This window comes from Corallococcus macrosporus (genome assembly GCF_017302985.1).
In the GTDB taxonomy this organism is placed as follows: domain Bacteria; phylum Myxococcota; class Myxococcia; order Myxococcales; family Myxococcaceae; genus Corallococcus; species Corallococcus macrosporus_A.
In genome coordinates, this window is the sequence record NZ_JAFIMU010000002.1 from 521952 (window position 1) to 534610 (window position 12659).

Consider the following 12659-nt stretch of genomic DNA (forward strand, 5'->3'; position numbering starts at 1 on the left):
GCCCCCTCCCGTGGACTTCCAGCACCAGACCGTCCTGCTCCACGAGACGGTGGAGCTGCTGAACCCGGCGGAGGGCAAGGTCATCCTCGACGGCACGCTCGGCGGCGGCGGCCACACCCAGGCGCTGCTCGCCCGGGGCGCCACCGTGGTGGGCGTGGACCGGGACCCCGTGGCCCTTGCCGCCGCGACCGCCCGCATGGGCGGCAACGCGCGCTTCCAGGCCCGGCAGGGAAACTTCGCGGACCTGCCCCGCGTGGCGCACGACCTGCTGCCTGTGGACGGCGTGCTCGTGGACCTGGGCGTGTCCTCGCCCCAACTGGACGTGGCCGAGCGCGGCTTCTCCTTCATGAAGGACGGCCCGCTGGACATGCGCATGGGCGACAGCGGCATCACCGCCGCGGAGCTCATCGCCGAGACGGACGAGCGCGACCTGGCGCGGCTGCTCAAGGACTATGGGGAAGAGCCCTTCGCCCGGCCCATCGCCCGGGAGCTGAAGAAGGCGCTGCCCCAGCGCACGCTGGAGGCCGTGGAGGTGGTGAAGCGCGCCGTGCCGCGCAAGGCGTGGCCGGACCGCATCAACGTCGCCACCCGCACCTTCCAGGCGCTGCGCATGGCGGTGAACGGGGAGCTGGAGGCGCTGGACGCGCTGCTCGCCGCGCTGCCCTCGCTGCTCAAGGTGGGCGGCCGCGCCGCGGTCATCTCCTTCCACTCCCTGGAGGACCGGAAGGTGAAGGAAGCCTTCCGCGCCCTGGTGGGCGGGTGCACCTGTCCGCCGGGCTTCCCGGTGTGCGTGTGCAACAGCCAGGGTGATTTCGCCCTCGTGTCCAAGAAGGCCGTCGCGGCTTCCGAAGCGGAAGTCGAGGCCAACCCCCGGTCTCGCAGCGCGCACCTGCGCGCGGTGGAGAAAATCCGATGAGCAAGGCCCTCTCGCGTCCCTCCGTGTCCGTGGCCGGCGTGCTGATGCACCTGCTGCCCGCCGTCATGCTCTTCACCCTCTTCGCCGGCGTGGGCATCCTCCACGTGACGAGCCGCGTGCTGGTGGTGGACATGGGCTACCGCCTGTCCAACGCGGAGGGCGAGAGCCGCTCGCTCACCCGGGAGAACGACCGGCTGAAGCTGGAGCTGGCCACGCTCAAGGCCCCCGCGCGGCTGGAGCGCGTGGCGCGTGAGCAGCTGGGCATGGCCATGCCCAAGGGCGGCGCGGTGGTGTCCATCGCGGATGACCGCGTGAAGACGTCCGGCACCGCGCAGGCCCGCTCGGCGGCCCCGGCCGTCCGCGTGGCGGAGCGGGGGACCGGGCGGTGAGGGACCTCAAGAGCGCGCGGGTTCCGGAGTCGAACACGAAGGGGCTCCGGCTGCGGGTCCAGCTCTTGTTCGGGCTGTTCCTCGCGCTTTTGGGCACCGCGTTCGGCCGCGCGGTCTACCTCCAGGTCTTCCAGCAGGAGAAGCTGCGCGGCCTGGCTCAGGACCAGTACGTCCGGCAGATCGACATCCCGGCCCGGCGCGGCGACATCTTCGACCGGCGCGGCACGCCGCTCGCGCAGAGCGTGGAGGTGGACTCCATCTGGGTGGACCCGTCCATGCTCCCCAACGTGCAGCAGGCGGCCCGGCAGCTCGCCCGCGCGGTGCACCTGGACGGCAACGACGTGGCCGCGCGCCTGTCCCGCGCCAAGCGCTTCGCGTGGGTGAAGCGCCAGGCGAAGCCCCAGGAGGTGGAGGCGGTGAAGGCGCTGGGCCTGCCCGGCCTGGGCTTCACCAAGGAGCCCAAGCGCTTCTATCCCCAGCGCGAGCTGGGCGCGCACATCGTCGGCATGGTGGGCACGGACGGCCACGGCCTGGAGGGCCTGGAGCTGGCCTTCGAGGACGAGCTGTCCGGGCAGAACTCGCGCACCTCCGGCTTCCGGGACGCCAAGGGCCGCAAGCTGATGGTCCAGGGCGCCATGGATCCGCTGGAGCGCCAGGGCGCCGCGGTGACGCTCACGCTGGACCGCCACCTCCAGTACGTCGCGGAGAAGGCGCTGGCCAAGGCCGTGGAGGACGCGAAGGCCGTGGCGGGCATGGCGGTGGTGCTGGACCCGCGCACGGGGGAGCTGCTGGCGCTGGCCAACAACCCGCGCTTCAACCCGAACACGCCCGAGGACGGCGTGAAGAACGCCATCCGCAACCGCGCCGCGCTGGACGCCTTCGAGCCCGGCTCCACGATGAAGGCCTTCGTGGTGGCCGCCGCGCTGGAGCAGAAGGCCATCACCCCGGACCAGCTGTTCTTCTGTGAGAACGGCGCCTTCCGCATCGGCCGCCACACCGTCAACGACACCCACCCGCACGGCTGGCTCAATGCCCAGGGCGTCCTCCAGGTGTCCTCCAACATCTGCGCCGCCAAGATTGCTGAAGCCCTGGGGCGGGAGAAGATGGTCGCCGCCTACCACGCCTTCGGCTTCGCGGAGCGCACCGGTCTGGCGCTCACCGGCGAGTCCCGCGGCGTCATCCCGTTTCCGAAATCGGACATCTCCCTGGCCACCCAGTCCTTCGGCCAGGGCATGACCTCCACCGCCGTCCAGCTGACGGCGGCCTACGGCGCGCTGGCCAACGACGGCGTGCTGATGCGCCCGTACCTCGTCTCCAAGGTCGTGGACCCGGACGGCGTGGTGCTGCTGGAGAACCAGCCCACGGAGCTGCGGCGGGTGGTTTCCCAGAGGGTGGCGCGGCAGGTCGTGGGCATGCTCGAGAGCGTGGTGGTCAAGGGAGGGACCGCGCCCAAGGCCGCCATGGACGACTACCGGGTGGCCGGCAAGACGGGCACGGCCCAGAAGGCGGACCCCGTCGCCCGGGGGTATTCCGACAAACGCATCGCGTCGTTCGCGGGCATGGTGCCAGCCGAGGCACCACGCGCCGTGATTCTCGTGGTGGTGGACGAACCCAAGACAGACGTATACGGGGGGAACGTGGCTGCCCCTGCCTTCAAGGAAATCGCTACCGCTGCCATGGCCCACCTGGCCGTGCCCCCGTCCCGCACGGTGGCACCCGCCGAGGTGGCCGCGGCCGCCGCGCCCGTGGTGCCCCCTCCGGCACCAAAGGCGCTGGCGAAGGCCGTGCCCGTCCGGGCCGGTCTGGAGGATGCGGTGACCGAGACCCCGGAGCCCGGCACGGTGCGTGTGCCGGACGTCCAGGGACAGGCAGGACGCGAGGCCGTGGTGAAGTTGCTCGCCGCGGCGCTGGAGCCACAGCTGCAAGGCAGTGGACGAGTCGTATCTCAGACCCCCCCCGCCGGTGCGCTGGTGGAGAAGGGGGCCCGGGTGACGCTGGAACTGGCGACGCGGCAATGAGGCCGTGTCCTTTCCAGGCCCCGCATCAGCAATGCGTGTGAAGGGGAAGAGATGAAGCTGACGGATGTCCTCGCAGGGTGTGGAGCCGAGCAGACCTCGGGCGGCCGTTCCGCGGTCGACGTCACGGGCGTGACGCAGGATTCGCGGCGCGTGAAGCCGGGGGATCTCTTCATCGCCGTGCCGGGCCTGAAGGAAGATGGGGCCCAGTTCATCGGCGAAGCCGTGTCGCGCGGTGCCGTGGCCGTGGTGTCGGAGAAGCAGGGGCAGTCCTCGCAGGTGCCGTTCTTCAAGGTGAGCAGCGCGCGCAAGGCGCTGGCCCTCATCGCGGCCAACTTCCACGGCCGCCCCGCCGACAAGCTGACGCTCCTGGGCGTCACCGGCACCAACGGCAAGACGACGACGACGTACCTCCTGGAGGCCATCCTCGCGACGGCCGCCATGTACACCGGCTCCGCCGCGCCGGGCGTCATCGGGACGCTGGGCTACAAGTTCGGCGGCAAGACGACGGAGCTGGCCAACACCACCCCGGACCCGCTGGAGCTGCACCGCATCTTCCGCGAGATGGTGGACGCGGGCGTGGAGACGGTCGTGATGGAGGTCTCCAGCCACGCGCTCGCGCAGGAGCGCGTGCACGGGCTCACCTTCAAGGCCGCGGGCTTCAGCAACCTGTCGCGCGACCACCTGGACTACCACAAGGACCTGGAGGAGTACTTCCAGGTGAAGCGCAAGCTCTTCGTGGAGAACCTGGGCGCCACCGGCACCGCCGTGGTGAACGGCGACGACACCTTCGCCAGCCGCATCTACAACGAGCTGCGCGGCCAGAAGCGCATGGCGTGGAAGTTCAGCCGCACGGGCGCGGGGGAGATCTCCGCCGCGGACGCCACGTACTCGCTCAAGGGCATCGAGGCCACCCTGAAGACGCCCGCGGGCGACATCAAGGTGAAGAGCAAGCTGCTGGGGCCCCACAACCTGGAGAACATCATGCTCGCCGCCGGCATCGCGCTGGGCGCGGGCATCTCCCGCTCGGACGTGAAGAGCGGCATCGAGCTGGTCTCCCAGGTCGCGGGCCGCATGGACCGCGCGGAGAACCACCGCGGCGGTCCCGCGCCGGCGGTGCTGGTGGACTACGCGCACACGGATGACGCGCTCAAGCGCTCCATCGAAGCGGCGCGCACGCTGGCCAAGGGCCGCGTCATCGTCGTCTTCGGCTGCGGCGGCGACCGCGACAAGGGCAAGCGCCCGCTGATGGGCACCGTGGCCGCGGAGGGCGCCGACCTGGTGATGGTGACCAGCGACAACCCGCGCACGGAGGACCCGGAGGCCATCATCGCCGAGGTCACGCCGGGCCTGGAGAAAGGCGGCCTGCGCCGCATCTCCGCGGGCAAGGCGAAGGTCGGGGAGAAGGGCTACCTCGTGGACGCGGACCGCCGCGCCGCCATCGAGCAGGTCATCAACCTGGCCAAGGACGACGACGTCGTCCTCATCGCCGGCAAGGGCCACGAGACCTACCAGACGGTGGGCACGGAGAAGCTCGCGTTCGACGACCGCGAGGTCGCCGCGCGCGCGCTGGCCAACCGCATCCCGGGCTGAAACCCCCTTCAAGGCCAACACCCCCCCTCCATGGCCGCTCGATTCTCCGATGACGAGGTGGTGCAGGCGACGGGGGCGACCCGGCGCGGGGAGCCCGTTGCCGCGGGCTTTCCCGCCGTCTGCACCGACACCCGGTCGCTCACCCCCGGGTGTCTCTTCGTGGCGCTGCAGGGCGAGCGCTTCGACGCCCACGACTTCGTGGGCGGCGCCCAGCGACAGGGCGCGGCCGGGGCGGTGGTGAAGCGGGGGAGGGCGCTGCCGGCCCTGCCCCCGGGCTTCGCCCTCTACGAGGTGGACGACACCCTGGCCGCGCTGGGCGGGCTGGGGGCGCTGCACCGCCGCCGCTTCAGCATCCCCGTGGCGGCGGTGGGGGGCTCCAACGGGAAGACGACCACCAAGGAGATGGTGGGCGCCATCCTGGCCACGCGCGGCCCCGCGCTGAAGACGGAGGGCAACTTCAACAACGAGGTGGGCGTCCCGCTCACGCTCTTCCGGCTGGAGCCGTCCCACGTGGCGGCCGTCATCGAAGTGGGGATGAACCAGCCGGGAGAAATCGAACGCCTCACCCGCAAGGTGCGGCCGGACGCCGGGGTCATCACCGTCGTCCAGCCGGAGCACCTGGAGGGGCTGGGCAGCCTGGAGGGCGTGGCGGAGGCGGAAGGAGAGATGTTCCGCGAACTGCTGCCCCAGGCCACCGCCGTGGTGAACCTGGACGACGCGCTCATCGTGCGCCAGGCCGCGCGCAGCGGCGCGAAGCACCTGACGTTCGGCCGGGCGGAAGCGGCGGACGTGCGCCTCACCGCGGTCCACACGCTGGGCCGCGACGGCATGGTGGCCACCGTGCGCTACCAGGGGAAGGACTGGCCGGTGCGCCTGCACTTCGTGGGGCCGCACAACGCGCAGAACGCGACGGCGGCGTTCGCGACGGCGCTGGCCCTGGGCTACTCGCCGGAGGAGTGCGTGAAGGGGCTGGAGTCCGCGCGGCCCTACGCGCGCCGGCTCAACATCGTGGACGGCCGCAACGGCGTCACGGTGGTGGACGACTGCTACAACGCCAACCCGGCCTCCATGGAGGCCGCGCTCGTCACGCTGGGCACGCTGGTGCCCGAGGGCGGTCGCGCGGTGGCGGTGCTGGGCGACATGCTGGAGCTGGGCGCCGGTGAAGCGCAGGAGCACGCCCGGCTGGGTGAGCTCGTCGCGCGGCACGCGGCGCTGGTCGCGTTCTTCGGCCCCCGCTCCGCGGGCGGCCATGGGAGCGCGGACATGGGAGATTCCGCCGCCCACTTCACGGAAGTGGAGCCATTGGTGGCGTGGTTGACGCCCCGGCTCTCCCCCGGTGACGTGGTGCTGGTGAAGGCCAGTCGCGGCATGCGATTGGAGCGCGTGGTGGCGGCCCTCACGGGCGCGGCACCCCCCGGAGGTGGTCACTAGTGCTGTACCTTCTGTACGAGCTCATCCAGAACACCGAGGCCGGGCGCGTCCTCAACTTCCTGCGCTACCCGACCTTCCGCATCATCGCCGCGGGCGTCTTCGCCCTGCTCCTGGGGATGCTGATTGGCCCGCGCCTCATCGCGCGGCTGCGCCTGAAGCAGCACGGGCAGAGCAACGTGCGCGAGGACACCCCGGACTCGCACCAGAAGAAGAAGGGCACGCCCACCATGGGTGGCGCGCTCATCCTCATCTGCATCGCGGCGGGCACGCTCTTGTTCGCGGACCTGAAGTCCCGCGGCGTCTGGGTGATGATCCTCCTCACCTTCGGCTACGGCTTCATCGGCTTCCTGGATGACTGGCTCAAGCTGTCCAAGCGCAACTCCAAGGGCCTGGCCGGGCGCAAGAAGATGGCGCTGCAGACGCTCTTCTACCTCATCGCCATCTTCGGCCTGATGTGCACGTGGACGAAGGCGGACGGCTCCTTCGGGCCCACGCTGCTCATCGACACGCGGCTGACGCTGCCGTTCGTGCCGTCGCACTGGTTCAACCCGGACCTGGGCTGGTTCTACGTCGTGTTCGCGTGGATCGTGATTGTCGGCACGTCCAACGCGGTGAACCTCACGGACGGCCTGGACGGCCTGGCCATCGTCCCCACCATCGTGTCGGCGGTGACCTTCTGCGTGCTCTGCTACGTGGCGGGCACCACGCTGCACATCGCGGACACGGAGACGGTGAACGGCGTCGCGAAGCTCACGGCCACGCCGCTGTACCGCTACCTGGGCATCCTCCAGGTGCCGGGCGGCGCGGAGCTGGCCGTCTTCTGCGCCAGCATCGTGGGCGCGGGCATCTCCTTCCTCTGGTTCAACACCTACCCGGCGTCCGTGTTCATGGGCGACATCGGCTCGCTGGCCCTGGGCGGCGCGCTGGGCGCGCTGGCGGTGTTCTCCAAGAACGAGGTCGTCTCCGCCATCATCCACGGCATCTTCTTCGCGGAGGCGCTCTCCGTGATGATCCAGGTGGCGTCCTTCAAGATGACGGGCAAGCGCGTCTTCAAGATGGCGCCCGTGCACCACCACTTCGAGCTCAAGGGACTGGCCGAGCCGAAGATCATCGTGCGTTTCTGGATTGTCGCCATCCTCTGTGGTGGCGTGGCCCTGCTGTCCCTGAAACTGCGCTAGTCGCTTTGCCCCATCGAGGTCGGCCCGCCCCATGAATCCCTCGCTGTCCGGTCGGAAGGTCGCGGTGTTCGGGCTGGCCAAGAGCGGCGTCGCGGCGCTCCGGCTGCTCGTCCAGCAGGGCGCGAAGGTGACGGCGCTGGACGCGCGCTCGGAGGACGCGCTCGGCGACGTGGCGAAGGAGCTGCGCGCCAAGGGCGTCGAACTCGTCACCGGCGCCACGCCCGAGGGGCTCCTCACCCGCCAGGACCTGGTGGTGGTGAGCCCGGGCGTGCCGCTGTCCCTGCCGGAATTGGAGGCCGCGCGCACGTCGGGCGTCCCCGTCTGGGGCGAGATTGAACTCGCGGGCCGCTTCCTCACGGGCACGCGCTTCCTGGGCATCACCGGCACCAACGGCAAGAGCACCACCACGGCGCTCACCGGCGAGCTGTACGCGAAGTCCGGGCTGCGCACCTTCGTGGGCGGCAACCTGGGCCGTCCGCTGGCGGAGGCCGCCATGGCCCCCGGGGACTGGGACGCGCTGGTGGTGGAGCTGTCCAGCTTCCAGTTGGAGGGCATCCACCAGCTCAAGCCCACGGGCGCGGCCATCCTCAACCTCACGCCGGACCACCTGGACCGCTACGCCAACCACGCCGAGTACGGCGCGGCCAAGGCGCGCATCTTCATGAACCAGGACGCGGGCAGCGACTTCGCCGTGGTGAACGCGGACGACGCGGCGGTGATGGGGCTGGCCGCCTCCGCGCGCGCGCCCGTGTACGGCTTCTCCATGACGGGCCGCCCGGTGGTGGACGCGCCGAAGCTGGCGGGGCTGGCCATCGCGCGGCCCGGCGGCTTCGAGCTGGAGTTCGCGGGCGAGTCCTACACGCTGACCAACCGCTCGCTCCGGGGCGCGCACAACGCGCAGAACGCGATGGCGGCGGCGCTGCTGGCGCGGCTGGGCGGCGTGGCGAAGGACGCGATCCAGGCCGGGCTGGACAGCTACCCGGGACTGGCGCACCGGCTGGAGAGCGTGCGCGTGCTGGACGGCGTGGAGTGGGTGAACGACTCCAAGGCCACCAACGTGGACTCCGTGCTGGTGGCGCTCAAGGCGTTCGCGGGCGACGTGTGGCTCATCGCGGGTGGCAAGGGCAAGGGCGCGCCGTACGCGCCCATGGTGGAGGCGGGGCAGGGGAAGGTGAAGGGCGTGCTGACCATTGGCCAGGACGCGGACGCGCTGGCGCGGGCGTACGCGAACGACGCGCCGGTGCACGCGTGCGGCACGCTGGCCCAGGCGGTGGCGAAGGCGCGTGAGGTCGCGCGGGCGGGGGACACGGTGCTCCTGTCCCCGGCGTGCGCGTCGTACGACCAGTTCAAGAACTTCGAGGACCGGGGCGACACGTTCAAGCGCCTCGTCGGGGCGCTCTGACCGTGATGAAGACCTCTCCTCCGGCCGCCCCCGTGCGGTTCGATCCGATTCTCCTGTGCGCGGTGCTGGCGCTCGTGGCGCTGGGCCTCGTGATGACGTACTCGGCCAGCGCGGTGCTCGCGCAGGACAAGCTGGGCGACAGCCTCTACTTCCTCAAGCGCCAGCTGTCCGCCGCGGGCCTGGGCCTGGTGGCCATGGCGGTGGCCATGAAGCTGGGCTGGCGGAAGCTGGCGCGGCTGGCGTATCCGCTCTTGCTCATCGCCATCGTGCTGCTCATCGCCGTGGCCATCCCCGGCATCGGCACCACGGCGGGCGGCGCGCGGCGGTGGATCCGCCTGCCGGGCTTCAGCCTCCAGCCGGCCGAAATCGCCAAGTTCGCGTGGCTCGTCTACCTGTCCTATTCGCTGGCGAAGAAGCGGGAGAAGGTGGCCACGTTCTCCATCGGCTTCCTGCCGCACCTGGCCCTGTGCGGCATCCTGGTGCTCTTGTGCATGCTCCAGCCGGACTTCGGCAGCAGCGTGCTCCTGGTGTTCATGCTCTTCGTTCTGCTGTTCGCGGCGGGCACGAAGCTCTCCTACCTCGTGGGCTCCGTGCTGCTCGCGCTGCCGCTGGCCTTCGTCGCCATCGCGACCAGCCCGTACCGCATGAAGCGCATCCTCGCGTTCCTGGACCCGTGGGCGCACCGGCACGACGTGGGCTACCAGGTCGCGGAGTCGCTCATGTCCATTGGCTCCGGCGGCATCACCGGCCTGGGGCTGGGCGACGGCCGGCAGAAGCTGTTCTTCCTGCCGGAGGCGCACACGGACTTCATCTTCTCCATCCTTGGTGAGGAGCTGGGGCTCATCGGCGTGGGGCTGCTCGTGGTGCTGTACGCCATCGTCCTGTGGCGCGGCATCCGCGCGGCCCTGGCGGCGGGGGAGACCTTCGGCACGTACCTGGGCCTGGGCATCAGCTCCATCATCGCGTTCCAGGCCACGGTGAACATGTGCGTGGCCATGGGCCTGCTGCCCACGAAGGGCCTGACGCTGCCGTTCGTGTCCTACGGCGGCACGTCGCTGGTGGTGCTGATGGGCTCCGCGGGCGTGCTGCTGTCGCTGAGCGCGAACACGCAGGGCGCGACGCGGCCGGTGCGCACGGGCACGACGGACCTGCGGGAGGTGACGGCGTGAAGGTGCTCATCGCGGGCGGCGGCACCGGTGGCCATCTGTTCCCGGGCATCGCGCTGGCGGAAGAGGTCGTCACGCGCCACCCGGCCAACGAAGTCGTTTTCGTGGGCACGGAGAAGGGCCTGGAGGCGCGCGTGGTGCCCAAGGAGGGCTACCCGCTGGAGCTCGTGAAGGTGCAGGGGCTCAAGGGCAAGGGGCTGCTCGGCCTCATCAAGGGCCTCATCGCGCTGCCCATGGCGTTCCTCGCGTCGTTCCGCATCCTGTCGCGCCAGAAGCCGGACGTGGTGGTGGGCGTGGGCGGCTACGCGAGCGGCCCGGTGGTCCTGGCCGCGTGGCTGATGGGCATTCCCACCGCCATCCAGGAGCAGAACGCGCTGCCGGGCCTCACCAACAAGGTGCTGGGCCGCATCGTGAAGGTCGTCTTCACCGCCTTCGAGGAAGCGCGCGCGTTCTTCCCCGAAGCCAAGGTGCAGATGATTGGCAACCCCATCCGCAAGAAGCTGATGGACAACTACCTGCGCAGCAGCGCCGCGCACGAGAAGTTCTCCGTCCTCATCTTCGGCGGCAGCCTGGGCGCGCGCGGCCTCAACAACCGCGTGCTGGACGCGCTGGACTCGCTGGGCGACGTGAAGGACCAGATTTCCATCGTCCACCAGACGGGGAAGCTGGACCTGGAGACGGTGCGCAAGGGCTACGCGGACAAGGGCTTCGCGGACGTGGCCCAGGTGGTGGAGTTCATCGACGACATGTCCTCCGCCTACGCGAAGGCGGACCTGGTCATCTGCCGCGCGGGCGCCACGTCGCTGGCGGAGCTGACGGTGTGCAAGAAGGCCAGCATCCTGGTGCCCTTCCCGCACGCGACGGACAACCACCAGGAGGTGAACGCCCGCGCGCTGGTGGACGCGGGCGCGGCCCTGATGTTCCGCGAGTCGGAGCTCACCGGGCAGAAGCTGGCGCACGAGCTGCGCACCCTGATGACGGACCCGGCGAAGCTCAAGCAGATGGCGAAGAAGGCGGGCATCCTGGGCCGCCCGGCCGCCGCGAAGGAGCTGGCGGACGTGTGCGTGGACCTGACCACCCAGGCCTGGGGCCCGGGTGGGCGGGACCGCGGACCCAAGGACGTGAAGAAGGCACCCGGGAGCAAGGCATGAGCAAGAGCGTCAGCAACAAGCCCGGCAGCCTCTTCAAGACGCGCCACGCGGCGCACGTGCACTTCGTGGGCGTGGGCGGCATCGGCATGAGCGGCATCGCGGAGGTGCTGCTCAACCTGGGCTACCGCGTCTCCGGTTCGGACCTGCGCGAGAGCGACATCACCCGCCGCCTGGCGAAGCTGGGCGCCACGCTCTATGAGGGCCACAAGGCGTCCAACCTGGTCCACGCGGACGTGGTGGTCATCTCCTCCGCGGTGCGCAAGGACAACCCGGAGGTGGTGACGGCGCGCCAGCGCAAGATTCCCGTCATCCCTCGCGCGGAGATGCTCGCGGAGCTGATGCGCCTGAAGTACGCGGTCGCCGTCGCCGGCAGCCACGGCAAGACGACGACGACGTCCATGGTCGCCACGGTGCTGTCCGCGGCGGGCCTGGACCCCACGGCGGTGGTGGGCGGCAAGGTGAACGTGCTCGACTCCAACGCCAAGCTGGGCAAGAGCGAGCTGATGGTGGTGGAGGCGGACGAGTCCGACGGCAGCTTCCTCAAGCTGCACCCGTCCATCGCCGTCGTCACCAACATCGACCCGGAGCACATGGACCACTACGGCAACCTGGACACGCTCCAGTCCGCCTTCGTGGAGTTCTGCAACCGGGTGCCCTTCTACGGACTCAACGTGCTGTGCCTGGACAACCCCAACGTCCAGGCGCTGCTGCCGCGCATCGAGAAGCGCTTCGTCACCTACGGCAGCTCGCACATGGCGGACTACCGGCTGGAGGGCATCGCGCTGGACGGCTTCACCACCACCTTCCGCGCCTTCCGCCGCGAGGAGGACCTGGGCGAGTTCCGCGTGCGCATGGTGGGCGCGCACAACGCCTTCAACGCGCTGGCGGTGGTGGCCATCGCGGAGGAGATGGACATTCCGCTGGAGACGGTGCGCGGGGCGCTGGCCGAGTTCGGCGGCGTGCAGCGCCGCTTCACCGTGCGCGGCGAGGTGGGCGGCATCACCGTGGTGGACGACTACGGGCACCACCCCACGGAGGTCATGGCCACGCTGTCCGGCGCGCGCCGCGCGTTCGGCCGCCGCGTCGTGGCCGCCTTCCAGCCGCACCGCTACACGCGCACGCACGACCTGATGAAGGAGTTCGCCACCGCGTTCAACGACGCGGACGTGCTCCTGGTCACCAGCGTCTACGCGGCGGGCGAGGAGCCCATCCCCGGCGCCACCGGCGACGCGCTGGCGGAGGCCATCCGCGCGCACGGCCACCGCGACGTGACGTTCGTGGAGAAGCGCGCGGACGTGGCGAAGGCGCTGCTGGAGCGCGTGCGCGAGGGCGACCTGGTGCTGACCCTGGGCGCGGGCGACATCACCCAGGTGGGCCCGGACCTGCTGAACCTGATGGGCGCGGCGAAGGGCGGGTAG

Annotated in this window: 10 protein-coding genes; all 10 read left to right on the plus strand. The window is 70.6% G+C overall.

Annotation, left to right across the window (positions count from 1 at the left end; genetic code table 11):
* Positions 1-10: 10 nt before the first annotated feature.
* From rsmH to murC, 10 genes are read left to right on the plus strand one after another with little or no spacing between them, the layout of a single operon-like run.
* Positions 11-916: a 16S rRNA (cytosine(1402)-N(4))-methyltransferase RsmH gene (gene rsmH, locus JYK02_RS02575; RefSeq protein ID WP_207048249.1), complete on the plus strand. Its 906-nt coding sequence runs from the start codon at positions 11-13 to the stop codon at positions 914-916.
* A complete protein-coding gene (gene ftsL, locus JYK02_RS02580; RefSeq protein WP_207048250.1) occupies positions 913-1305 on the plus strand; it encodes a cell division protein FtsL in 393 nt (130 codons plus the stop codon). The genes rsmH and ftsL overlap by 4 nt, the downstream gene beginning before the upstream one ends.
* A complete protein-coding gene (locus JYK02_RS02585; RefSeq protein ID WP_207048251.1) occupies positions 1302-3323 on the plus strand; it encodes a penicillin-binding transpeptidase domain-containing protein in 2022 nt (673 codons plus the stop codon). Before ftsL ends, JYK02_RS02585 begins: the two co-directional genes overlap by 4 nt.
* A gap of 51 nt (positions 3324-3374) precedes the next feature.
* Positions 3375-4913: a UDP-N-acetylmuramoyl-L-alanyl-D-glutamate--2,6-diaminopimelate ligase gene (locus JYK02_RS02590; protein WP_207048252.1), complete on the plus strand. Its 1539-nt coding sequence runs from the start codon at positions 3375-3377 to the stop codon at positions 4911-4913.
* Between the two features lie 30 nt (positions 4914-4943).
* Positions 4944-6344 (plus strand): UDP-N-acetylmuramoyl-tripeptide--D-alanyl-D-alanine ligase, encoded by a 1401-nt coding sequence (locus JYK02_RS02595; RefSeq protein ID WP_207048253.1) that lies wholly within the window; start codon positions 4944-4946, stop codon positions 6342-6344.
* Positions 6344-7522: a phospho-N-acetylmuramoyl-pentapeptide-transferase gene (gene mraY, locus JYK02_RS02600; RefSeq protein WP_207048254.1), complete on the plus strand. Its 1179-nt coding sequence runs from the start codon at positions 6344-6346 to the stop codon at positions 7520-7522. Before JYK02_RS02595 ends, mraY begins: the two co-directional genes overlap by 1 nt.
* A gap of 31 nt (positions 7523-7553) precedes the next feature.
* Positions 7554-8924 carry a UDP-N-acetylmuramoyl-L-alanine--D-glutamate ligase gene (murD, locus tag JYK02_RS02605; RefSeq protein WP_207048255.1) on the plus strand — a complete coding sequence of 457 codons (1371 nt, stop codon included), beginning with the start codon at positions 7554-7556 and terminating at the stop codon, positions 8922-8924.
* Between the two features lie 5 nt (positions 8925-8929).
* Positions 8930-10093: a putative lipid II flippase FtsW gene (gene ftsW / locus JYK02_RS02610; RefSeq protein ID WP_207048256.1), complete on the plus strand. Its 1164-nt coding sequence runs from the start codon at positions 8930-8932 to the stop codon at positions 10091-10093.
* Positions 10090-11241, plus strand: a complete 1152-nt coding sequence (murG, locus tag JYK02_RS02615; protein ID WP_207048257.1) for an undecaprenyldiphospho-muramoylpentapeptide beta-N-acetylglucosaminyltransferase — start codon at positions 10090-10092, stop codon at positions 11239-11241. The genes ftsW and murG overlap by 4 nt, the downstream gene beginning before the upstream one ends.
* A complete protein-coding gene (gene murC, locus JYK02_RS02620; protein ID WP_207048258.1) occupies positions 11238-12659 on the plus strand; it encodes a UDP-N-acetylmuramate--L-alanine ligase in 1422 nt (473 codons plus the stop codon). The genes murG and murC overlap by 4 nt, the downstream gene beginning before the upstream one ends.